This window comes from Microbulbifer variabilis (assembly GCF_052468405.1).
Map to the genome: position 1 here is coordinate 4,654,769 of NZ_CP174343.1, position 23,859 is coordinate 4,678,627.

The following is a 23,859-nucleotide window of genomic DNA, read 5'->3' on the forward strand; positions in this document are numbered from 1 at the left end:
TTTTTTGATTGATAAATTGCCAATAAAGGAAAACGTTTCATCGAGTCGTACATGGGAAACGGCAAAGCCGATCACTATGGTGCTATAGGAGAGTGGCCCTTTTACTTTAAATTGTGAGAATTGTTCTGCCCCTCAAAAAGAAGAATAATTTTTAATTTCTTAAGCAGAACTCCCTTACTCTATATCTTGGTTTTCTTGGCTTCTCTAGATAATGGTTGCCAAAGAGGATAAGGCGCTATGCCCAGTGGTTTATTCTTAGAGTGGTTCTAAAGAGTAGCAACTATAAACCTTGCTGGTTTCTATCTTGGTATTTCGATCGTACTAGTTTCTGCATAATCTGCTAACATCGGCGTAAATCCTGTTGTTAGATCAATCCCTATGAAACTATTACGTTGGCTCCTGCTTATTGTGCTTGTCTTATTGGTGATTTCCGCCCTTGCGGCGCCGGGTTTCATTGGCCCCAAGGTGGAGGAGGTCTGGAAACAACAGGTCGGTAGGTTACAAGGGGGTAATTCCACGAGTTACCAGCGTGGCTGGTTTGGTGCTGAGACTAATACTGAGGTTGGACTGCAAAATGGTACTACCGAGCTGCATACTGAAATTCACCATGGCCCTGTACTGTTTACTTCCCAAGGGCCGAGATTAGGGGTTATCTATAGTGAAACACGCTTGGAATTGGAGCAGTTAACCCCTGAATTGCGCGCACGGCTTGAGAACATATATGGCCGTTTACAGGATAGCCCATTGGTGCTGGAAACTCTTGTAACAGCCGATAACCGCGTACTGAACACACTGCGTTTTGAGCCCTTCAAAAATACCGGTACCTATGGCCAGCTGGAATTTGATGGCGGTGAAATCACAGTAAAAACGGATTATAGCGGAGCCATGTTAGATGGCGTTATTGATTTGGGTAGCCTGCGACAGATACGGGACGAGGTGGAGGTATTATTTACTGAGCCCCTCAAGGGTGAGTTTCAAGTAGAGCCCGGGCGCGGTGGTAAGGCGCAGCTGCAATTATCGTTGTTACGTGCTGAGTCTGATTCGGGACCTGTACAACTGCGAAATATTACTCTCGACCTGGATTTGGAGATACTTGCTGCACAGACTTTAAAAATTGTAAGTGATTTGCAGTTGCCCAGTGTAGAGTCTGCAACTCCGATCATCTCCGCTCGTCAACAGATGACCTTGCCCGAAATCACCGCTGCAGACTTGGGCCACTACCTGCGTGTATTGTTGCCCAATCCTGAGCGCAACTGGGCCCGTGAGATGCGCCCACCTTTGCGTCTTCAACAGCAACTGGTAGTGGAGTCACATAATGGTCCGGTGTTAGTGGATGCGGATATTGACTGGAAAGGGTTACAACGTCCACCTCGTCACCGTGGGGGCAGCCCACTGAATCAATGGTTGAAACCACTGGTGGGCACCATGACATTGAGCGCGGCGGAGTCAGCCCTATTGCAGTCACCATTAGTAGCTCAAGCAATGATGTTACGAGAATATGGGCTGCTGCTGGAAAAAGATGGTGAGTTGCAAATGCACCTTGAAGTAAAACGGGGACGGTTGGAAGTGAATGGCCAGGATTTGCCACCGGACCTATTTATCATGGCGCTTACCGGGCGGTTTTGATCGGAACTAAATAGGGGAGCGGCCCGTCCGCTCCCCGCATACTATCTAGTGGCCTCGATTTGATCACACAGCTGTGCTGCACTATCTTGGAACGGGTTTCTTACCACCCTCAACCAGTATTGCGCATACCGGCTGCAATTCCGGCGATGGTAACCATTAAGGCACTTTCCAATACCGTGTCGGCCTCCCTCTCCCGCAAACGCGCCATCAGCTCTGCCTGGAGCAAGTGAAGTGGATCTGTATAGGGGTCACGTACGCGTATCGACCAACGCATTACCGGATTATTATCCAGCAGACTTTCCCGCCCGGTGAGCCGCTGCAGTGCACTCACTGTGTGGCTGAGGCGCTCTCGGAGGTTCTCACCAAGGGCAATCAATTCCTGATCGTCGGTCAGTCGCTCCTCATACCAGGAGGCGACCCGTGTATCGGACTTGGCCAATACCATTTCCAGCATATCCACCACGCCTTGGAAGAAGGGCCACTGGTGGTTCATATCGCGCAGAGTATCGGCCTCGTCAGCGTGCTTTAAGGCCTGCTCCAAGGCGGTACCGGTACCCAGCCAAGCGGGTAACATTAAGCGAATCTGGGTCCATGCGAATACCCAGGGAATGGCACGCAATGTTTCCACGCCGCCACCGGGCTTTCGTCTTGCAGGACGGCTTCCCAGAGCGAGCCGGCTCAACTCCGTTTCGGGAGTGACGGTGCGTAAGTAAGCGACCAGCGCGGGGTCGTCGCGAACAACCTCCCGGTAGCTATCGACAGAGATATCCGTAAGGCGCTCCATTTGGTTGCGCCACTCAGGTCGTGGTTGCGCGGGTGGCATTAGGGTGGCCTCAAGTGTTGCAGCCACGTACTGCTCCAGGTTATAGGCAGCAACTGCCGGGCGGCCGTATTTAAAGCGGATCATTTCTCCCTGCTCGGTAACCCGGATGCGGCCGGCAACAGAACCTGGCGGCTGAGAGAGCAGAGCCATCCGCGTGGGGGAACCGCCACGGGAAATGGAGCCTCCGCGACCATGGAATAAAGTCAGTGGAATACCGTGGTTGCGAAAGATATCGGTGAGTGCTTCCTGGGTGCGAAATTGCGCCCAGGCGGCACCGAGGAAGCCGGCATCCTTGGCGGAATCTGAATAACCAATCATTACCTCCTGGCCATCCAGCACACGTTGCTTGTATTGGGAAATATTGAGCAAGGTGCTCATGGTGGTAGCAGCATTGTTCAGATCGTCGAGGGTTTCAAACAGTGGTACTACGCGCATTGGTTGTTGAACGCCGGCAATTTTTTGCAGCAGCATTACCGCCAGGACATCGGAGGATTTTTTCGCCATGGAAATCACATAGGCACCGAGACCTTCGGTGCCCTGCTCAGCGACTACCTTGCAAGTTTCCAGCACTTCGCGCACATCTTCATCGCAGAAATCTGTTTGGTAAAAATCTGCGTTGATCAATGGCCGGCGGTTGTCCAGCTCTGCCAGTAGGAACTCCAGTTTGCGCTTCTCATCCCAGGTGATGTAGTTGCCAATACCGAGATAGCGAGTGATGGCATCGAGAGCATCTGCATGGCGAGTGGATTCCTGGCGAATGTCGAGACGTAGCAAGGTAATGCCGAAACAATTGAGACGGCGCAGGGTATCTTTAAGCTGGGCATCGGCAATTGCGGAGAGGCCCATCGAGCGGAGGGAGCGGTCGATTAGGCGCAGTTGTTCGGACAGTTGGCCGCTGGTGAAGGTTTCGCCCTTGGGCTTCGGTTGGTTATTGATGCACGCTTCTATCTGCGCGCGAGTGTTGCGCAAACGGTTGCGGATCTGGCGCAGCACCAGGCGATAAGGCTCGTGGCTGGGTCCGGTATGCGCTAATAACTCTTCGCTGGCTTTGTGCATCGATAAGTCTGCAAGCAGATTTTCCACATCCCGCAAGTAGAGATCAGCAGCCATCCAGCGCGCAAGTAGCAACACCCTACGGGTTACCGAGGCAGTGACATTGGGGTTGCCATCGCGATCGCCCCCCATCCAGGAGGCAAAGCGGATAGGCACCCAGTCTTCCGGCAGAGGCGGTAACTCCGCCAGATCAAGCTCTTTCTCAATGGCGCGCATGCTTTGGGGAACTGCCTGCCACAGGGATTGTTCGATAGTGGCAAAGCCCCACCTGGCCTCGTCGACCGGTGTCGGCCTTTCGCGCCGAATTTCATCGGTGCTCCAGGCAGAGAGAATCTGTTCATGTAAATGTCGCCGTAGCTCCTGGCTTTCCTCTACAGTGAGGTCTGGCCGGTCCAGCTTAGCGAGCAGGTCAGCAACTCGGTCGTACTTGCGGATCAAGGTGCGGCGGGTAACCTCTGTAGGGTGGGCGGTAAGGACCAGCTCTACTGACAGGTTCTGCAAAACCTTGTGAATTTCATCTGAGGGTATCTTGGCCCGTTTCAGCTCCTCCAGCACCTGGCGTAGGCCGCGATCGGTGTCTGGGTCGCCGGAGAAGCGCTGGTGCTGCCGGTGCAGGCGTTCGCGATGGCGTTGCTCAGCAATATTCGCCAAGTTCAGGAATTGGCTAAAGGCGCGGGCTACCTCGAGCAGGGTCTCATCATCGAGGGGGTCAAGTAGATGACGCAGGCGATCTACCTGCATCTCTCCAGTGCTGCGGCTCTCTACAGCGGCCTGGCGTATCGTTTCGACGGTATCGAATAGCTGCTCGCCAGCCTGCTCAAGCAATACCGAACCCAGCTCCTCGCCAAGCAGACGCACATCTTCCCTCAGTGGGGTATTTTGATCCTGACTCACGAATCCTATTCTCCCTAGCAAAGGCAACGAGGCGACTATCTTCGCATAATTTCACCTGCTGAGGGATTGGGCTTCTAGCCATACTGAAATTCAGGGCGAATAATCCGAACAATAAGAAATTTAAATTAGTAAGTATTCAACTAATTAATAGCTGGTTGGTAGTTATTTGTCATAAATTTACACAAATTGGGGGAGGTGGCTTTTTCTAGTGAAATTAGTGAATTTAGAGAGGCAAAAACTTTTTACTTCGAATAATTGAGCAGAATCTTTATTTCTTTTGCCACTGGGTGTGTGTTCTTAGCAGTAGTGATTAAAAGGAAAATATTGGCTTTAGGAAGGCTTATGAAAATTAAAGAGAATGTAAAACCTGCGCAATATGTTGCGCAGGTAAAACGAAAAATTTGAATTTATTAACTTTTGCAAAGTCAGTAGGCTGGGCGACGATCTACGAGTACCAGCCAGCCGCGGATGACACGGTATAAAACCCAGATCCAGTTAATGGCGAGAACGACATAGCCAAGGCCAAAAATCCATACGGTGCAGATGCCTACGATGGTCCACAGCAGCCAGAACCAGAAGGTACGAATCTGCCAGCGAAAATGGGATTCTGCCAGGGTGCCGCGCACATCGCTGCGTTTAAAGTAGTTGATCAGCACACCAATAAACATTGGAACAGCAGTAAACAGGCTGATGGCCTGGATTAAATAAACCATGATGGCCAGGTCGCGTCCGCTTTGCTCTCGGGCTTCCTGGGACCGCACGGGGTACTGCTCAGACATAACTTTATTCTCTTAAGGGTTCAGTAAAATATAGTGTGGCCTGAGCGATTCAATTCAACTTAGGTGAGTTGGAATGGCAGTTATTTGCGACAATCGGATGTGGTTGCCGCCTTTGACGATATGGAGCTACCCCTTTTATTTCAAGGCCCACTCTGTGTGTACATTGCGTTCACGCCAGGCTTTTAGTTGGCGAACGGATTCACGCATAAGCTGCAGCAGCTCCGTGCGCTGTTGCCTGCAGTGCTCCCGCTCGCTGTCGATCGATAGATTGGCTGCGAGGCTGCGCAGGCGTGCGGCGACACTGTCGAGCCCAACCTCTGATGCTGCTCTGGATATATTTTGTGCCTGTTTTTCCGCATCCCGCCAGTGGCGTCCAGTCAGGGCACTGGTCAGGGTGGTTATCCGTTTGGGCAAGGTGGCACTGCGATCACTGAGGAGTTCGGCGAAAGTCAGGTGATCGAGAGTGTCCCGTTGGCGAAACAAAGTGTTGGTATTGAGAAGTTTTGCTGGCCGCGGTTTTTGTTGAATATTGGCGTCCTGGCTGCGTCGCCCGGCCCAGCTCATTAATTGCATTATTTGGCGGTCGGCGACAGGGTGAGTAAGCACCCCGGTAAAACCGCGGGCCTGGTAGCGCTCTTTGTCTCCAGTATTAGTATTTTGCAGCAGGGCAAAAATTGGGAGTTCAGCGCCGCGTTCACGGCGAATTTCACGTACTGCTTCAACACCATCCATTAGTGGTAGATGAGTGTCCGTGAGAATCAAATCAAATGTTTTTTGCAGCGCGGCACTACTGCCGTCAATACCATTACATTCCCGTTGCACATGGTGTCCCATGGATTCCAGGACTGACTGGAGGGATTCGTGTTTATTATTTTCTACTAATAACACTGAAAGGCGAGTACCGTTATTTCCAATAACTTCCTTTGGCAACTTCAGTTCCACCATTTCCACTTTTCCAACCTGGCGAAGGTCATCCAGAGATTTAAGTACCGCATTAAGTTGGCGCTTGCCGATTTCCACCAGGGCCTTGATGTTATTGTCTTCACTACGTGCCAGTAAATTAAGGGTGCCGAGTAAAGTATCTAGTGGATGGTGTAACTGGTGACGGGCGATAGTGAGTAGATCAGATTTTTCCTGTCGTAAAAGTTCCAGGCTTTCGCGAGTTTCTTCCAGTTGCTTTCCCATAGCATTAAATTCGCTATTGCGGCTGTGCACTTGCTGAAACAGACTGGTATTTTCCGCGCCCAGACTATCAATGCGTCGGTCAGTTTCCCGTTTTAATTTGCTTAGACTCAACTGTCTATTCAGTGCAAAAGCACAAACTATCAAAAACGCAATGACCGTTAAGACGAGCCAGATAATTGGCAGCTGTTGATCGAGAGTGGGCAGCTCGTAAGCCTGTGCGATACTGGAGATAAACACAGAGCCACATACTATTGAGCCGATCAGCAGGGCGTGTAATGAAACACGACGAGAGGGTACCCTCCCAGAAGATATGGTTTTTATCATCCTTGTAACCATTTTTTTGTTGGGGCGGACTAAATCCTGCAGTCCGCATTCTGTTTTTTACGGTGGGTTTCTATAGATACTCCCGAATACTTCAGACCGTTTGATACTGCAATATTGCACAGGGCACAAGAGATATTTTTTGGATGAAGGCCCTATGCAGGAGGAGAAAACAGTCATATGTATGAATGCTTTCTCTACTATCCAAGTAATATCGCGCCAATCAGGCATTGGCGATTTTTTTGTAGGGGTTAATAGGTAGGAATTGCAGCCTATTACAAAGGCTGGGAGGACAGACTTTTTTACAGGACGCGTACGAGGTTTGGCGAGTTCACAACTCAGGCTAAACGGCGCGATTCCCTGTGAATAAAACCCTGAGGCAATTAGGCGGCCTGGGGTAAACGCTCCTGCAGTAGCTGTAACATACGCTCTGAAGGGAGGAAGAGACGGATGCCATCGCAGTGGGCGAGTAGCTCCTGATAGAAATAATCAAAGTGGGTGCAACCCAGGATCAGGATTTGCACGCCGCTTTTTACCAGTGCGGCAACGAGGTCATCGAGGGCATGCTGCTGCACGATCATTTCCGCGGCGAGACCGTCCTCAATATCCTCGACAATCTGCAAGTTGCCGATGCCAATTACTTTTGCAGTTTTATTGCGCTCGAGGATTTCACGCTCGATATTGGCGCAACTCTGGCAGTTAGCTGCGAGCAGGCCAAAGTTGCGATAGCGCTGTGTCAGCTCGGCGTAGACTTCCAGGGGCGAGACAACCTCAATGGGGGAGGCGGCTTTGACTGCCGGCATATCTACCGCACCGGAAAGGGAGTTGCAGTAGATCATGGCAGCATCAGCACCTGCTTCGTGCAATTGCTTGATGGCTTCGATCAGTTGCTGAGTGAGGGCACCGCGCTCCAGGGCTTGCAGTTGGGTCTGGGCTTGTGGCGATGCTGAAAGTGAAAGGCCCAGCCCGCGAAAGTGTCGTGCAGCAAGGAAATCGAGACCAAAGCGGGTATCTGTGGGGGTGCCGGCGACTATGCCAATGGTCATGGAACTCTTCTCAATGGCGTTATAGGTCAACACAGCGAATTTCCTCTCTCTCGTAATGCTCAGTCGAGTGTTATTGTTCGCCTAGGAGACTCTTCTGCTCCACAGGGAACTGACATTATTAATCCATACTCGGCGCACCCAGTCGAGATAAATCCCATAAGGGCGCCCGAGAGCGCCGGCGATTAGCATAAACGTGATACTGGCAGTGGCGATTTCATCCCAGCTGGCGCCGCCGAGGCGCATATTGCACAGATACAGAGGAAACTGAAAGCTCAGAAATACGAAGGTGTCCACGAGGTAGGCATTGACCACACCGCCTCCGCCAAATCTGTTCACAATCCAGCTGCGATAAACACTGAAAGGACGTGCTATCAGAGTGTTGAATACCAGCGCCATCAGTCGCACTTTCAGGTGTTCATTCCAGCTCATACCGGCCAGGACCAGCTCAATGGGAATTGCCACAGCCCAGGAGAAGCTGTTCATTGCGAAGATATCCAGCAGAAAGTCCCAGCGGCGAGCATTGGGCGTTTCTGTGTCGGCGTCTGGGCTGGATGGAGTGATTGCGGGCGCGGACATGGAGCTGGAAACCTCGTAGACTTCTGGCCGCCTGATACAGGGTGGCGGCAAGCCGGCGATTATATCTACAATTGGCATAAATGCTAGCCCCTACATCTCGACTGGTAAGACTTGTCGAGATAAACATCCTAAATTTTTTTAGAAAATTAATCTAATTATCTTATTGGCTCCTGGTGCCTCCTGGCTATAAGGGCTATTCAGCAGTTAATATGCAACTCTTTGCATAAGCTTAATCGGAGTTCCTATGTCCTTGCGCTATGCTGTCCTCACCTTGCTGGATATCGAGCCCGGCAGCGGTTATGACCTAAAGCGCCGTTTCGAGCGCAGCGTTTCGCACTTCTGGAGCGCCAGCCACCAGCAGATGTATCGGGAACTACACAAGTTACACGCTGAAGGTCTGTTGAATTGCGTGGAACAGCCCCAGGAGGGAAAGCCGGATAAGAAAGTCTACAGCCTCACTGATAAAGGCCGAATGGAACTGCGCGACTGGGTGACCCAGCCAGCGGCGCCGCAAAAGATCCGCGAGCCCTTCTTGGTGCGTATGTTTGCCGGCCACCACCTGAGCCAGGAAGAGCTACGCTCGGCACTGAATACGCAACTAAGGCTTCACCGGGGACTTCTGGATAACTACAGTGAGCAAAACGAGCGAGTACTAAATAGTGATATTGCCCTGCAAGAGCGCTACTGGCTCGCGCACCAGACCCTGTTGTTGGGTATTGAGGCGGAGAAGACCTGGATCACCTGGGCGGAAAAGTTGCTCGAAGAGCTGGATGAGAAGTGCGAAGAGGATGGCCAGGCAGTGAAATAAAAAAACCGGGCCCGGCCCGGTTTTTTCAAGTCTGAAGTAAGTCTAATCAGATCGCGATCTTTTCTACCACCAGACTGCCGATGGAATAGCCGGCGCCGAAGGAACAGATAATGCCGCGATCTCCAACCTGCAAGTCGTCACTGTGCAGGTTGAAGGCGATTACCGAACCGGCGCTTGCGGTATTGGCATAGCGGTCGAGTACTACTGGGGCGCGCTCGATGCTGGCTTCGTCTCCCATCAGTTTCTTGGCGATCAGGTTGTTCATATTGATATTGGCCTGATGTAGCCAGTAGCGGCTCACGCTTTGCGGATTGGTATCGGTTTCCTGCAGGTGCGCCTCAATATGGGCTGCAGCCATGGGGCAAACCTCCTTAAAAACCTTGCGACCGTTCTGGCGGAACAGTTTGCCAGGGCCGAAGGGATCAACATCCGCGGCGCGCGCTGCATATCCGAAGTTTGAGCGGATATTGTTGGAGTAGACGGTCTTGGCTTTGGTGCCGAGTATTTCCCAGGCACTATCTACAGAGCATGTCTCACGGCGCTCGATTACGCTGGCTACAGCCACGTCCCCGAAGATAAAGTGACTATCGCGGTCTGTGAAGTCCACTTGAGGGGAGGCCAGCTCCGCGTTAATCACCAGCACAGTGCGCGCGGCGCCAGAGCTGATCGCATCTACCGCTCGTTGTAAGGAGAAGGTTGCAGAGGAACAGGCGACTTCCATATCAAAGGCAAAGCCGTCGATACCGAGAGCACCCTGGATTTCGATAGCAATAGCTGGGTAGGCACGCTGCATATAAGAGGCGCCGACGATTACCATATCCACATCGGAGGCTTTCTTACCGGCTTTTTCCAGCGCCAATTTGGCAGCATTCACGCCCATCTCGGCCTGTACACAGAGATCGTCGTCATTGCGCTCGGGGATAAATGGGCGCATGCGCTCTGGGTCGAGAATCCCCTCACGGGTAACTACATAACGGCTTTTAATCCCTGAGGCTTTCTCGATAAATTCTGCAGAGGATTGGGGTTTGGCTTGCAGTTCCCCATCTTCAATTTGCTGCGCGTGCTTCAGGTTGTACTGTGTAGCGTAGGTATTGTAAGCATCTACCAACTCTTCATTGCTGATAGATTCTGGTGGGGTCCATAGGCCTGTCCCGCTGATGACAATGCCCCGTGGCAATTTGTACTCACTCATCGCTGAATTCCTGGCCCGCACCAAAAATCGTGCGAGCAATTAGTCACTGAATAGAACCTTAGCAGCGCTGGCTGATGTGGGACTTTCGTGCCAGAACGGCAAGGCATAATATTGTGACGCTATTGTGACTACTGGTCTATCTGCGGTCGCGCCGATGAGTCATGGCGTTCTGGCCAAAATAAAGGCACTTACCTTGGTTGCGCCTGCTTCAAGCAGTTTCAGTGCTGCTGCTTCCAAAGTGGCGCCGGTGGTCAACACATCATCCACCAGGCCGATGTGTAGCCTCTCAACATTCTCATCGACAGAGAAGCTATGGAGTAAATTGCGCAGGCGCTGGTTACGGCGCAATTGAGATTGTGTCTGGGTGGCACCGAATTTTCGCAGTAATCGAGGGCGTACCGGTAGTTGCCACTGCTTTCCCAACTCAGCTGCTACCAACTGCGCCTGGTTATAGCCGCGCAGCCAATAACGACGCCAGTGAAGAGGGATGGGGACAAGCAGGTCTGGCCCTTGGTTGGCTGGTTTGAAAGCTTGGGCGGCCAACTGGGCAAGGCTGTGACCCGCAGCCAGGTCGCCATGGTATTTGAAGCGTTGTATCAGTTGGTTTATCGGGTAAGCATAATGCCAGGCGGCGCGGACTCGGCTGTAGTGTGGTGGCTGCCTCAGGCAGGCGGGGCAAAGCTGGGAGGGCGGCAGCAGCGGCAAAGCACAGGTCTCGCAGGCGTTTTCCAGAAAGGGCAGATCCTCTATGCAAGCGGGGCAGATCCCATAATCGCCGGCCCGGTCACCACATAAAAGGCATTGGGCCAGGTTTCGGGTAATAAACAGTGGGGAGATAATCCTGTAAACCATAATCGGGCGATTGAGTTGACAGCGATACGGGCCTGGCTAAACTGGCCAGTCTGTTTGGTCGAGTCTGCCACTGCAATTAGTGATAGTCACCACGGCCCTGCGAATAAAAAAACAGTACGAATAACTCCAGCAACTAGAGAGAGTAAGCCCTGTGACTGCCGCCCAGCAATTACCCGCCGCTGAGATCCGCCACGATTGGACCCGCCAGCAGATTCTGGACCTCTTTGCCTTGCCATTTAGCGACCTGATATTTACCGCCCAGCAGGTGCATAGGGTGCATTTTGATGCTAACCGGGTGCAGGTGAGCACGCTCTGCTCGATTAAGACTGGCGCCTGTCCGGAAGACTGCGCCTACTGCCCCCAGAGTGCTCGCTACGATACCGGGCTGGAGCGGGAAAAGCTGATGAAGGTGGAAAAGGTTTTGGAAGAGGCCAGGGCGGCCAAAGCCGGCGGCGCTACCCGTTTCTGCATGGGTGCTGCATGGCGCTCGCCCAAGAAAAAGGACATGCCCTACGTCACCCAGATGGTGCGTGAAGTTAAAGCGCTGGGTATGGAAACCTGTATGACCCTGGGTATGCTGAATGATGACCAGGCGCAGGAATTAGCGGATGCCGGGCTCGACTATTACAACCACAATCTGGACACCTCACCGGAGTATTATGGTGAGATTATCACCACCCGCACCTACCAGGACCGTCTTGAGACTCTGGGTAGGGTGCGCGAGGCCGGTATGAAGGTCTGCGCTGGTGGCATTGTCGGTATGGGTGAGGGGGACAAAGATCGCGCAGGGCTACTGATGCAGCTGGCCAACCTGCCTGAACACCCGGAGTCGGTGCCGATCAATATGTTGGTAAAAGTAGCGGGTACGCCGTTAGAGCAGGAAAAGGATCTGGACCCCTTCGAGTTTATCCGCTGTATTGCCGTGGCCCGAATTATGATGCCCAAGTCCCATGTGCGCCTGTCTGCCGGACGTGAGCAAATGAGCGATGAAATGCAGGCAATGGCTTTCCTCGCCGGTGCCAACTCCATCTTTTATGGGGAGAAGCTGCTGACCACCGCTAACCCTGAGGCCAACAAAGATATGCAGTTGTTCAACCGCTTGGGAATCCTGCCGGAGGAATACCAGCAATACGCTGACGAATCAGAAGTGGAAGCTGAGCTGACCGCCCAGATCAGCGAGCGACAAAACGATGCCTTTTTCTACGACGCGGCCAAATGACCCTGGATCAAACCCTGCGCCAGCGCCTAGATGAGCGGCGCAGGCGTAACCTCTACCGGGAAGTCAAGACTCTGGATTCGGTGCCGGGGCCTGAGGCCAGGGTTAATGGCCGAGAGCTGCTTACTTTCAGTAGCAACGACTACTTGGGGCTGGCAACCCATCCTGAGGTCATCCGCGCCCAGCAGGCCGGAGCTGAGCTGGGCGCTGGTGCCACTGCCTCTCACCTGGTCAATGGGCACTTGCAAGTCCATCAACAGCTGCAATACAGTCTTGCTGAAGTCACCGGGCGCGAGGCTGCATTGGTATTCTCCAGTGGCTATATGGCTAATGTGGGCACGCTTTGTGCGTTACTGGGCCGTGCCGACAATATTATTTCCGACAAGCTCAACCACGCTTCACTGATCGATGGAGCACGCTTGTCTGGTGCTAACAGCTTGCGCTTTCCCCACAACGACCTTATTGGTCTGGATCGCCAATTACGGCGTGCTGCCAGTCGAGGTGGCAATATCCTGGTGGCGGTCGACGGTGTTTACAGTATGGATGGTGACCTGGCGCCGCTGGCAGAGATTGCTGATCTGTGTCGTGAGTATGGTGCCTGGTTGATGGTGGATGAGGCTCACGGATTTGGGGTAATGGGCAGCGAAAAATTTCCTTTCGCTGGCAGTTGTACTGCGGCGGGTCTTGACCAGTCCCAGGCACCAGTGATCATGGGCACCCTGGGCAAGGCCGCTGGTAATGCCGGAGCCTTTGTGGCTGGTTCTCGCGAGCTGATTGATTATCTGGTGCAATTTGCCCGTACGTACATCTACACCACTGGAATGCCTCCGGCGGTGGCCGCGGGCTGTGTTGCCGCTGTTGATTTGATGCGTAGACAGCCTGAGTTGACCAGGCGCCTGGAGTCTAACATTGCCCACTTTCGCCACTGCGCCAGGCAATTGAATTTACCTCTGGCTGACTCCCCCAGCGCAATTCAGCCGCTCCTGCTCGGCTGTGAAGAAACCGCTATTTCTATTTCTGAACAGTTGGAAAAACGCGGTTTTTTGGTGAGCGCTATTCGCCCTCCGACAGTGCCCGCGGGTACTGCCCGCCTGAGAATTACCTTGAGTGCTTCACATAACCATCACCAAATCGATGCGCTTCTCAATGCCTTGGCGGAGGTCCTCCGGGAAAACAAGGCGGTGCACTTGTGAGCCAGATAGAGAACCTGGTGTTCTTGCATGGTTGGGGCGGAGACAAGGGGCCCTGGCAGCCACTATTGGAGGCTGTGCATGAACAACTGGGGCTACCGCTGATTTGTATCGAGTTACCGGGGTTTGGTGAACGCAGGGAGCAGGCATGGCCAAGGCTAGAGGTGCTTCTACAACAGCTTTACCAAGCGCTACCGCAAAATTGTGTTTTGGTAGGCCACTCCCTTGGCGGCATGTTGGCTCTGCAGATTGCCGCCAGGCCAGGACAAGAGAAAATCCATGGAGTTGTCACCATCTCCGCCAATGCTTGCTTTGTAGAGAGGGACAATTGGCCCGGCATGCCCCGTCGCACTTTTGATAGGTTCCGTAGCGCTTTCGTGCAGGATCCCTATGCTACCTGGGAGCGCTTTTGCGCCCTGCAGTCCCATGGTGATAACGCCATGCGTGACCTGGTCAAGCAACTGAAAGCGCGCAAACCCAACATTAACCCCGGAGACTGGGTTAAGGCCCTGGACTGCCTGGCAGAGCTGGATAATCGGGATCTTCTGCAGTCGCTGGAAATCCCCGCACTCCACCTGTTTGGCAAGCGGGATGCCCTGGTGCCGCTGGCGGCCATAGAGGAAATCCAGGCCTATGGTGCGGCAGTAGAGGTGATGGAGGGCTGCGGCCACAAACCACAGTTGTCACAACCTCGCCAAGTGGCAGAGCGATTACGACACTTTGTCGAGAGTTTATCCCCCTCTAGTGCCCTAGCGGCAGAGCCCTTTGATAAATCTGCGGTGGCGCGCTCCTTCGGCCGTGCCGCCGCCAGCTATGACGATTGCGCACATATACAGAGAGCGGTGTGCCGTCAACTGATGAAAATGGCGGAACGCCACTGGGAACCTCGTACCATTGTTGATTTGGGCAGTGGCACCGGCTTTGGCAGTGAGTTGCTGCGCCAGCATTTTCCCAAGGCAAAAATTATCGCCCTGGACCTGGCAGAGGACATGTTGCGCTTTGCCCGCACAGAGAGGCCGCTGGCAGATGGCTATATCACTGCGGATGCGGAGCAACTGCCCCTGGCAGAAGGTACTGTAGATCTGGTGTTCTCCAGTATGGCACTGCAATGGTGCTACCGATTGCCGCAGTTATTCGCCGAGTTGCGTCGGGTACTTTCTCCCGCTGGACAATGTCTGGTGGCGACATTGGGGCCGGGTACCCTGGCAGAATTGCGCGATAGCTGGGCTCTGGTAGACAGCGGTGTTCACGTTAATCGCTTCCTGCCACTGGCCAACTGGCGTGAGGCAGCGGCGCAATCGCAGCTTTGTGGTGAAGTACTCGACGAGCAACGCCTGTTGCATTTCGACAGTCTGCGCCAGCTGATGAAGGAATTGAAAGGTGTGGGAGCACATAATATCAACCGCGCGGCCAAGCGAGGCATGACTGGGCGAGCCCGGTTACAGCGGTTGGCCGAAGCCTATGAAGGTCTCCGGCAGCCAAAGGGGCTACCGGTGAGTTACGAGGTGATTTATATGAAGCTGGCCCTGGGGGGTAATCAAGGGTAGATATCGATGGGGATGGGGGTTTTCACCAGAGCCCAAATTTCATCCATCTCCCGGTTGGAAGCTACGGCGATACAGCCATCGGTCCAGTTGTTACGGCGCAGGTGGTTTTCCATATAGGCCCATTCGGGTTTGATGCCGTGGATCATGATATCGCCACCGGGGCTGACCCCCATCCTGGCCGCCCGCGCTCGGTCCTGTTTATTCGGGTAGGACACGTGGATGGAGCGGTAGAAGCGGCTATTGGGGTTTTTCCAGTCCAGGGTGTAGCGTCCTTCTGGGGTTCGCTCGTCCCCTTGGCGGACTTTGTGTCCCCTGGGGTTATCGCCGAAGGAGACTGTGTAGCTTTTCACTACCCGGCCGTCGCGAATAAGCTGCATCAGCTTCTTCGACTTGTACACAACAACATGATCGACAGGGGTTACTTTTGCTGAGGCGAGCAGTGGCATCGCCAGCAATAGGGCAAGAGTCAGGTATCGCATGGTCTCTAAGCTGCTTGAATGTTTTCAGTTATTTCGAGATTTTCCGCGTCCCTGCAGAGCATTTTCCCCTTTTGGGGGAGTTATTTTGTTAGCGCTACCCCGTGCCTTTGTTATCAGTGCTCGGCTTGATTTGTTCAAAATCTGCGCTACATGGCTAAATTATCATCAAGTTGATGGCGTGAAAAGTCACCACAAGAAAAAAATTGAACTTTTTTGATTAGCGGAGGCGATGGCCTTGGGCAGAACCTATTTTGTGGCCGGTACCGATACCGAAGTGGGCAAGACCTTTGTCAGTACAGCCCTGCTTACAGCAGGCACAACCGCGGGATTACAAACCGCTGCGGTGAAGCCGGTAGCGTCTGGCTGTGAGCGGACTGAAGATGGATTGCGTAATGAAGATGCCCTGCTATTGCGGGAGGCGATGACCCTGCAGCTGCCTTACCAGCAGGTGAACCCTTTTGCGCTAGAGCCTGCAATCGCACCTCATATTGCCGCTATTGAGGCGGGAAAGCAGTTGAGTGTGTCACGTATGGCGGGCGTTTGCCGTGGTGTGATGTCTGCCGGCGCCGACCTGGTGCTGATTGAGGGCGCTGGAGGCTGGCGTACCCCTCTGGGACCAAGGAGCTTCCTGTCCCAGTTGCCGAGGGAACTGAATATCCCTGTGGTACTGGTGGTGGGTATGCAGCTGGGTTGTATCAACCACGCTCTACTTACTGCCGAGGCTATCCGTCGTGATGGTCTGCCGTTGGCTGGCTGGGTGGCTAACTTTGTTCGTCCGGGCATGGAGCGAGCCGAGGAGAATCTGGCCACCCTTGAAGCCCTGATACCTGCATCATTACTCGGTGTACTGCCCCATAGCGAGGGGCGGGATTATCGTAAGGCAGCCGAAAACCTGGATATCCGCCCGTTGCTACCCTCCTGAAGAACCCACCGTAAAGGCCGTTCCATCCGGGACCCGAGAGGGCCCAAACCAGTTGACTTTGCCCGCCTTCGGCCCTAGATTCAAACAAGCGTTTGAAACACTTGAATGAGGATTGGGAGCATGGCCGACTACAAGGCGCCCCTGCGGGAGATGAACTTCCTGCTGCACGAAGTCTTTGCTGCAGAAAAACTCTGGACGGAACTGCCCGGACTTGCTGGGGTGGTAGATCGCGAGACCGCAGATGCGATTCTCGAAGAAATGGCCAAGCTGGCTTCCAATACCCTGGACCCTATCAATCGCAGCGGCGATGAAGAGGGTTGTCACTGGAATGAGGGGGTTGTAACCACCCCGGAGGGCTTCAAGGAAGCCTATGCGACTTTCTGCGAGGGCGGCTGGGGCGCACTGCTGGGTAACCCGGAGTATGGCGGTATGGGTATGCCGAAAATGTTGGGTGCTCAGGTCGAGGAAATGATCAATGCCTCCAATATTTCCTTTGCTCTCTACCCGGTATTGACCAACGGCGCCTGCCTGGCGATTGATGCCCATGCCAGCGAAGAGCTGAAACAGAAATATTTGCCCAAGATGTATGAGGGCACCTGGGCTGGCGCCATGGACCTGACCGAGCCCCATGCGGGCACCGACCTTGGGATTATCCGCACCAAGGCAGAGCCCCGCGAGGATGGCAGCTACAGCATAAACGGCAGCAAGATTTTTATTACCGGCGGCGACCAGGACCTGTCCGATAACATTATTCACCTGGTACTGGCCAAGCTGCCGGACGCACCCCAGGGCCCCAAAGGCATCTCCCTTTTCCTGGTGCCGAAATACAAAGTGAACGAAGACGGCAGTGTTGGCGAGAGCAATAACGTGAATTGCGGCTCTATTGAGCACAAGATGGGCATCAAAGCCTCCGCCACCTGTGCGATGAATTTCGATGGCGCCCAGGGCTGGCTGGTGGGCGAAGAGAACAAGGGTCTCGCCGCCATGTTTACCATGATGAATTACGAGCGCCTGGGTGTAGGTATCCAGGGCCTCGGCGCTTCCGATCGCTCCTACCAGAATGCCCGGGAATACGCTCGCGACCGTATTCAGAGCCGCTCTCCGGCCGGTGCCCAGCAGCCAGAGAAAGCAGCCGATCCGATTATCGTACACCCTGACGTGCGCCGGATGCTGCTCACCCAGAAAGCTCTGGTTGGTGGTGGCCGCGCCCTGTCCACTTATGTGGCCCAGTGGTTGGATATTTCCAAGTTTGGTGAGGGTGAAGAGAAGAAGAATGCCGAATCCATGGTGGCATTACTGACCCCGGTGGCCAAGGCCTTTACCACCGATATGGGCCTGGACTGCACCGTAATCGGTCAGCAGGTATTCGGCGGCCACGGATATATTCGTGAGTGGGGTCAGGAGCAGCTGGTGCGCGATGTGCGCATCACCCAGATTTACGAAGGTACCAACGGTATCCAGGCCCTGGATCTGGTGGGCCGTAAAACTGTCGCCAGCGGTGGTGCCCTGTTTGAGCTGTTTGCCGCGGATGTACAGAAATTTATCGACAGCCAGGTGGATCGAGAGGCGATGGCGGAGTTCGTGCAGCCGTTGGCAATCGAGCTGCAGCGCCTGCGCGAGGCCACCGAGAAGATGATTGCGGCTACCCAAGAAGATCCCCACGCGCCTGGTGCGGCATCTGTAGAATACCTGCATCTGTTCGGTTATGTGGCCTACGCCTTTATGTGGGCCAAGGTGGTTGCAGTAGCACTGGATCAGCAGGAGGCAGATAGCTTCTACAAAGGTCAGGTGAAAACTGCGCGATTCTATTTTGCGCGTTTGCTGCCGCGCACCCAAGCACTGGCTGCAAGTGTAAATGCCGGCAGCGCGACCCTTATGGATCTGGAGGACGAGCTGTTCTAAGGGGGCTGGAGAGAGTCCCAAAAAGCCCCGCATCGCGGGGCTTTTTTATTTTGGTTGTTTAGGTTTCAAAGCTTGTCACGGCTTGGCTTCAGCAGTCAAAGTCAGTCCGTTAAATGCTTCGTAGCCATGCAGGGCGATATACCATGTACCGGCAGAGGGGTTATTGAAAGAGCAGCTCTCAGTGTTATATCCGTTGGTGTTTCCTACCCACTCGTAAGGTACGCAATTCTCAGTATCATTCACTACGCTCCCCCTGGTCGGGCTGCTTCCGTAACTAACATAAAGGTCGACTTCACCGTTATCGTTGAATATCTCAATATCCAGGGAGGACATGCCTGGCTCTACCTCAATCTGGTATGTCAGCCAACTGCCAGACGCACCTGCAACATTAGTTTCCACAAGACTGGTGCCGTTGCCGGTATTGCCATTTCCGGTAATAGACGCTACCGCAGCCGCAGCATCGACGATGCCTGCACCACAGCCAGTACATGAAGATGGGAAGCTACGGGTAGTGTTACTGAGTACGGATTCAACTTCATCTGGAGTCAGGTTCGGGTCTACCGAGTAAAGTAAAGCGGCTACGCCGGCAACATGTGGCGCGGCCATGCTGGTGCCTTGGCTGTAGTAGTAGGCATCACTTCCGGGGCTTCTGGTACCGCTATTGTCTGTCGAGAGGATGCCATTGGAATCATTGGCGAAGCTCTGTGCGCCCCCAGGAGCGGCCATATCGACTGCATTGCCGTAATTGGAATAGTAAGCGCGGCCGCCATCGCGATCTGTTGCGGCAACGGTGATAACGCCATCACAGCTCGCCGGGGTGTATCTACTTGCGTAATCATCGTCATTACCGGCGGCCACGACAACGGTTGCGCCGAGACTGCGTGCGGTATTAATAGCCGTTTGGTAGGCCGAGCCACAGGCACCCTCACCACCGAGGCTCAGATTGAGAACCTGTGCCGGGTTGGCATTAGTCGGTACACCGGAAACACTGCCCCCTGCAGCCCAAACGATGGCATCTGCGATATCTGAAGTCAGACCGCCACAGCGGCCGAGTACTCGAACTGGGACCACCTTGGCTTTGTAAGCGACGCCGGCCACTCCCATATTATTGTTAGTAGTGGCTGCGATAGTGCCGGCAACGTGGGTACCGTGCCAGCTGCTGTCGCTTTCGTAATTTCTGGGGTCATCACTCTGGCAGGCATTGTCTGTGTGCCAGTCACCTGGGTCAGTGGCATCGCCATCACGTCCATCGCCATCGACTGAGACAAACGTATTGGAAATCATATCGTAGCCAGGTAGCAGGTTGTCGACCAGGTCGTGATGGGGGCGATAGCCGGTATCAAGGACGGCTACTACAGCGCCCTCACCCTGTGTGACATCCCAGGCTGAGGGCAGATTGAGGCCACCTGTGGATTCGGAGTAGTGCCATTGATTCCAATAACTGGGATCATTCGGAGTTGCCATTGGACGCATCAATAAATCTGGTTCTGCGTACTCTACATTGGGGTCCTGCTTTAGCCGCTCAACTATTTTTTTCAGTTCCGCCTTGCTTTTGCGGCCCTCTAGGCGCATGACCTGGGCTCCTGAAGCCATACGGCGCTTGTGGCGTAACTTGTGGCCGGCTCGCTGAGAGGCCTTATCAATAGTGTCTTGTGCAAGCTTGGCACCATGACCAATTTTTGAGTTTTTCTTGTACTTGATGATGATGCCGTCAGTCAGGCCGGTCTCATTCGCATGAGCCGCGAAAGGGGTAGCACACGCAAGCGAAACTGCCGTTGCGATTGCTGTTTTTTGCATCAGGGCTTTTATTGATGAGCGCATTATTATTGTTTTCTCCACAACTTTTGGAATTATCCGCACTGGCTACTTTGTCAGTACGTTTTTCATTGTTGGCTCCAGATGCGCTCGCTAGCCTAATAAGTTTGACTGATCCCTGAGCGGGCGGCCTTAGCCTCAAGGCTCTGTGCATGTAAGACACAGAGTCCAGGAATTTCATTCTTCAATAAATACTCACCTGGGCATATTTTGTAACGAATTCATAACGTTAGCCTTCAGGCTTTAATTGAACTTTTCTTATAAAATTATCTAATAAAGTTATTACTTGTTTGCCGGTTGAGGGTAACTTGGGCCCACTTCCCTTCGCTTGGGAAACCTGGGTATAGGGAGTGGCCCTGATATCAGTCTCCCGGGAATTTCGCTGTTTCATAATATTAAGCAATAGGAGATGGCGTTTTTTGTGGAGTCACTTTTCGCTTTCTCCTACACTCGGGACAAAACAATAACGAGCGAAAGAGCCAATGTCCGATACCCCCCAAAAGAAACTGTCCGCAGAAGACCAGGCCCGGGTCGATCAGTACCTGCAAAGTGGTGTGAATCAGGTGGAGCGAAAGCCCTTCAGGCCCTGGTTATTGCTGCTGGTGGTTGTGGTTGTACTAACTCTCTTGTCACTGCTCAGTGTGTTTATCGCACAGACCAAAGGTGTGGTTTGAGGGGCTGGATATGACGACTGAAAAAATATTCCAGCCCTTGAATTTTACCCACCTTGACGATGATGAGATGCGCCGTCGTGCAGGTGAGTTCTTCCGACTGATGCGCCGGCGCCGCTCGGTGCGGGACTTCTCTGCAAGGCCCGTACCTCGTGAAGTTATCGAGGATGCCGTGCGTGCTGCGGGCAGTGCTCCCAGCGGGGCTAATATGCAGCCTTGGCATTTTGTCGTAGTTGAAAGTGCGGAGGTTAAACGCCGCATTCGCCAGGCAGCAGAGGAGGAAGAGCGTGAGTTTTACCAGCGGCGGGCCTCTGAAGAGTGGCTCAATGCCTTGGAACCACTGGGTACGGATGCGCACAAACCTTTCCTGGAAACCGCCCCTTACCTGATCGCAATTTTCCTGAAGAAATTTTCCAGTGCGGAAAGTGGTGAGCGATTAAAAAATTATTACACAGCAGAATCAGTGGGTATTGCTACTGGCATGTTGATTGCCGCTTTGCATAATGCCGGTGTGGCTACTCTTACCCACACCCCCAGCCCGATGAAATTTCTCAATGAAATTCTCGGTCGCCCGGTTGAGGAAAAGCCCTATATGATTTTGGTGGCCGGGCTGCCGGCGGAGGGCGCCCAGGTGCCGGCGATTGCCAGAAAATCCCTGGATGAAATCTCTGATTTTATTTGAGTTATGGCTAAAGCAAGCGTAGGGCTCAGTAAAAAATAGGTACACTGGCAGAATTTGAGCTTGGGGTCCTATGCCAAAAATACTGATCGTTGAAGATGAAGGCGCTATTGCCGATACCCTGGTCTATGCCCTGCAGACCGAGGGGTTTACCACTCGCTGGGTGGGGGTGGCCGGCGAGGCGCTGGTGCTGCTTGAGAATGAGCCTTTCGACCTGGTGATCCTGGATGTGGGACTGCCGGATATCAGTGGCTTCGAAGCCTGTAAGCAGTTGCGTCGTTTCTCCGAAGTGCCGGTAATATTCCTCACTGCCCGCAATGCAGAAATAGACCGGGTAGTGGGGCTCGAGATCGGTGCTGATGACTATGTGGTGAAACCTTTCAGTCCGCGCGAAGTGGTGGCGCGGGTTAAGGCCATCCTTAAACGCATGACATCGGGCTCCGATAAGTCACAAAAAACAGAGCTGAAAGGGCCTTTCCGCATAGAGCAGGGGAGTTACCAGATTCATTTCCGCGAGCAGTTATTACCTCTGACGCTCAATGAATATCGCCTGCTGGAAACCCTGTTAACCCAGCCGGGACGAGTGTTTTCCCGTGCACAATTACTCGATGCACTGGGGGTGGCACTGGAGGCGGGTTATGAGCGTAATATCGATAGTCACATCAAAGGGCTGAGAGCCAAATTGCGAATGATTGCACCTGATGCCAAGCCAATACAGACCCACCGGGGCTTGGGGTATAGCTGCTGCCTGGAATCCTAAAATGTCATTGGGTATTCGTATTTTCGCTGTCTATTTCCTGTTTGTTGGCTTGGCCAGCTGGTTTGTATTGAATACGGTGATGGAGGAGATCCGTCCCGGGGTACGCCAATCCACCGAGGAAACCCTGGTAGATACTGCCAACTTGCTGGCGGAAATCCTGCGTGATGATGTCAGGAGCGGTAATCTGGCTCAGAGCCAACTACCTGAGTTGCTGGAAGCTTATGGTCGGCGTCAGCCACAGGCAAATATCTGGGGACTGACCAAGAGCCAGGTGAATCACCGAATTTATGTCACTGATGCTTTCGGCCGAGTTTTATTGGATTCCAGCGGTCGGGCGGTCGGCCAGGACTATTCTCGTTGGAATGATGTCTACCTAACCCTGCGTGGCGATTATGGTGCGCGCTCTACGCGCGAAGATCCTGACAACCCGGATTCCTCGGTGATGTATGTGGCGGCGCCCATACTCGACCGGGAAGAAATTATCGGTGTGGTCTCCGTGGCCAAGCCCAATCAAACCCTACAGCCTTATATTGATCGGTCGCAACGGCGTTTGATGTGGCTGGGGGTGGGATTGGTCGTACTGGGATTATTGGTCGGCGCCCTGTTGTCCTGGTGGCTGGGCCGCTCACTGGGAAAACTGACCCAGTATGCCCAGGCTGTGAGTGCGGGGCAACGAGTCGAGCCACCGAAAATGTCTGATGGTGAGCTGGGGCAGCTGGCACTGGCCCTGGAACAGATGCGCTCTGAGTTGGAAGGCAAGAATTATGTTGAGCGCTATGTGCATACTCTGACCCACGAATTGAAAAGTCCGCTGGCGGCCATTCGCGGTGCTGCTGAACTGCTCGATAGTGAGATGCCCGCGGATCAGCGCCGGCGTTTCATAAGCAATATTCAACAGGAGACCTCTCGTTTACAGCAGTTGAGCGAACGATTGTTGCACTTGGCCCAGGTAGAGCAGCGTCAGGGGCTGGAGGAGAGGGAGGCCATTCCACTGGCACACTTGGTGGAAGAGCTGTTGCAGGCCCGACAGGCGCGTATTACCGCTGGCGGTTTTAGTGTGGAGTGGGCAGTGGAAGATACTCTGAGATTGTATGGCGAGCGTTTCTTATTGAACCAGGCCCTGGCCAATTTGCTCGACAACGCATTGGATTTCACTCCACAAGGTGGCCTGCTTCGCATTGGCGCCGGGCGGTGTGAGGGATGGATAGAAATCTGCCTATACAACCAGGCTGAAGCTATTCCCGAGTATGCCCTGGCGCGCCTGACGGAGCGTTTCTACTCACTGCCTCGTCCCAGTGGTGGACGTAAAAGTACTGGTCTGGGACTCAACTTTGTAAAGGAAGTGGCCGAACTGCACGGTGGTGAATTGACTATCGCCAATGTGGAGAGAGGTGTTGAGGTGCGCCTGACTTTGCCAGCTGATTAAGTTGAAGGCCAAAGTTCACATAATCTCCACAAAATCTCCTTTTAGACCCCATCGGCATCACACCCGGGCCGCTCAGACTCAGCAGATCGAAATTCGA

General features: G+C 53.6%; 20 protein-coding genes. 11 read left to right on the forward strand and 9 right to left on the reverse strand.

What is annotated here, in order from left to right; all coding sequences use genetic code 11:
• Positions 1-378: 378 nt before the first annotated feature.
• Entirely contained in the window at positions 379-1,626 is a 1,248-nt protein-coding gene (locus ACJJJB_RS20955; protein WP_445365431.1) for a DUF945 family protein, read from the forward strand.
• 109 nt (positions 1,627-1,735) lie between these two features.
• Here the strand turns inward: ACJJJB_RS20955 and ppc are convergent, their stop codons facing one another.
• The 5 genes from ppc to alaE all read right to left on the reverse strand — a co-directional run bounded on the left by ppc (position 1,736) and on the right by alaE (position 8,381).
• On the reverse strand, positions 1,736-4,396 hold the full coding sequence (gene ppc, locus ACJJJB_RS20960) for a phosphoenolpyruvate carboxylase (RefSeq protein WP_445365432.1): 2,661 nt from the start codon (positions 4,394-4,396) through the stop codon (positions 1,736-1,738).
• 425 nt (positions 4,397-4,821) lie between these two features.
• Positions 4,822-5,175: a DUF4870 family protein gene (locus ACJJJB_RS20965; protein WP_445365433.1), complete on the reverse strand. Its 354-nt coding sequence runs from the start codon at positions 5,173-5,175 to the stop codon at positions 4,822-4,824.
• A gap of 135 nt (positions 5,176-5,310) precedes the next feature.
• A complete protein-coding gene (locus tag ACJJJB_RS20970) occupies positions 5,311-6,684 on the reverse strand; it encodes a response regulator (protein ID WP_282951816.1) in 1,374 nt (457 codons plus the stop codon).
• A gap of 380 nt (positions 6,685-7,064) precedes the next feature.
• Positions 7,065-7,760: an aspartate/glutamate racemase family protein gene (locus ACJJJB_RS20975; RefSeq protein WP_353377096.1), complete on the reverse strand. Its 696-nt coding sequence runs from the start codon at positions 7,758-7,760 to the stop codon at positions 7,065-7,067.
• Between the two features lie 48 nt (positions 7,761-7,808).
• Positions 7,809-8,381, reverse strand: coding sequence for an L-alanine exporter AlaE (alaE, locus tag ACJJJB_RS20980; protein WP_353377095.1), 573 nt, complete (start codon positions 8,379-8,381; stop codon positions 7,809-7,811).
• A gap of 166 nt (positions 8,382-8,547) precedes the next feature.
• On the opposite strand from alaE, the gene ACJJJB_RS20985 reads away from it, so the two are divergent.
• A complete protein-coding gene (locus ACJJJB_RS20985) occupies positions 8,548-9,111 on the forward strand; it encodes a PadR family transcriptional regulator (RefSeq protein ID WP_020411572.1) in 564 nt (187 codons plus the stop codon).
• A 46-nt stretch (positions 9,112-9,157) separates the two neighbouring features.
• Here ACJJJB_RS20985 and ACJJJB_RS20990 read toward each other — a convergent pair whose 3' ends face one another.
• Together ACJJJB_RS20990 and ACJJJB_RS20995 are read right to left on the reverse strand one after the other, a co-directional pair.
• Complete coding sequence (locus tag ACJJJB_RS20990; protein ID WP_444945789.1) at positions 9,158-10,303, reverse strand: beta-ketoacyl-ACP synthase III; 1,146 nt, start codon at positions 10,301-10,303, stop codon at positions 9,158-9,160.
• A gap of 159 nt (positions 10,304-10,462) precedes the next feature.
• Positions 10,463-11,155, reverse strand: coding sequence for a ComF family protein (locus tag ACJJJB_RS20995; protein ID WP_020411570.1), 693 nt, complete (start codon positions 11,153-11,155; stop codon positions 10,463-10,465).
• A gap of 151 nt (positions 11,156-11,306) precedes the next feature.
• Here ACJJJB_RS20995 and bioB point away from each other — a divergent pair, with 151 nt between their 5' ends.
• From bioB to bioC, 3 genes are read left to right on the forward strand one after another with little or no spacing between them, the layout of a single operon-like run.
• Positions 11,307-12,374 (forward strand): biotin synthase BioB, encoded by a 1,068-nt coding sequence (bioB, locus tag ACJJJB_RS21000; protein ID WP_282951812.1) that lies wholly within the window; start codon positions 11,307-11,309, stop codon positions 12,372-12,374.
• Positions 12,371-13,564 (forward strand): 8-amino-7-oxononanoate synthase, encoded by a 1,194-nt coding sequence (gene bioF, locus ACJJJB_RS21005; protein ID WP_020411568.1) that lies wholly within the window; start codon positions 12,371-12,373, stop codon positions 13,562-13,564. Before bioB ends, bioF begins: the two co-directional genes overlap by 4 nt.
• On the forward strand, positions 13,561-15,108 hold the full coding sequence (gene bioC / locus ACJJJB_RS21010) for a malonyl-ACP O-methyltransferase BioC (RefSeq protein WP_445365434.1): 1,548 nt from the start codon (positions 13,561-13,563) through the stop codon (positions 15,106-15,108). Before bioF ends, bioC begins: the two co-directional genes overlap by 4 nt.
• On the opposite strand, the gene ACJJJB_RS21015 is transcribed toward bioC, so the two are convergent.
• Positions 15,099-15,587: a L,D-transpeptidase family protein gene (locus ACJJJB_RS21015; RefSeq protein ID WP_020411566.1), complete on the reverse strand. Its 489-nt coding sequence runs from the start codon at positions 15,585-15,587 to the stop codon at positions 15,099-15,101. The genes bioC and ACJJJB_RS21015 overlap by 10 nt on opposite strands.
• 229 nt (positions 15,588-15,816) lie before the next feature.
• Between ACJJJB_RS21015 and bioD the strand changes: the two genes are divergently transcribed.
• The gene (gene bioD / locus ACJJJB_RS21020; RefSeq protein ID WP_445365435.1) at positions 15,817-16,509 is read left to right on the forward strand and encodes a dethiobiotin synthase; all 693 of its coding nucleotides are present in this window, start codon (positions 15,817-15,819) and stop codon (positions 16,507-16,509) included.
• A gap of 120 nt (positions 16,510-16,629) precedes the next feature.
• On the forward strand, positions 16,630-18,411 hold the full coding sequence (locus ACJJJB_RS21025) for an acyl-CoA dehydrogenase C-terminal domain-containing protein (RefSeq protein ID WP_282951809.1): 1,782 nt from the start codon (positions 16,630-16,632) through the stop codon (positions 18,409-18,411).
• Positions 18,412-18,486: 75 nt separating this feature from the next.
• Here the strand turns inward: ACJJJB_RS21025 and ACJJJB_RS21030 are convergent, their stop codons facing one another.
• A complete protein-coding gene (locus ACJJJB_RS21030) occupies positions 18,487-20,232 on the reverse strand; it encodes a S8 family peptidase (RefSeq protein WP_445365436.1) in 1,746 nt (581 codons plus the stop codon).
• A 476-nt stretch (positions 20,233-20,708) separates the two neighbouring features.
• Here ACJJJB_RS21030 and ACJJJB_RS21035 point away from each other — a divergent pair, with 476 nt between their 5' ends.
• From ACJJJB_RS21035 to creC, 4 genes are all read left to right on the forward strand, one after another.
• On the forward strand, positions 20,709-20,900 hold the full coding sequence (locus tag ACJJJB_RS21035; RefSeq protein ID WP_020411561.1) for a DUF3094 family protein: 192 nt from the start codon (positions 20,709-20,711) through the stop codon (positions 20,898-20,900).
• Positions 20,901-20,910: 10 nt separating this feature from the next.
• Entirely contained in the window at positions 20,911-21,579 is a 669-nt protein-coding gene (locus ACJJJB_RS21040; RefSeq protein ID WP_445365437.1) for a nitroreductase family protein, read from the forward strand.
• 70 nt (positions 21,580-21,649) lie between these two features.
• Entirely contained in the window at positions 21,650-22,336 is a 687-nt protein-coding gene (gene creB / locus ACJJJB_RS21045; protein ID WP_282951805.1) for a two-component system response regulator CreB, read from the forward strand.
• 1 nt (position 22,337) lies between these two features.
• Positions 22,338-23,762 (forward strand): two-component system sensor histidine kinase CreC, encoded by a 1,425-nt coding sequence (creC, locus tag ACJJJB_RS21050; RefSeq protein WP_353377087.1) that lies wholly within the window; start codon positions 22,338-22,340, stop codon positions 23,760-23,762.
• Positions 23,763-23,859 lie beyond the last annotated feature (97 nt).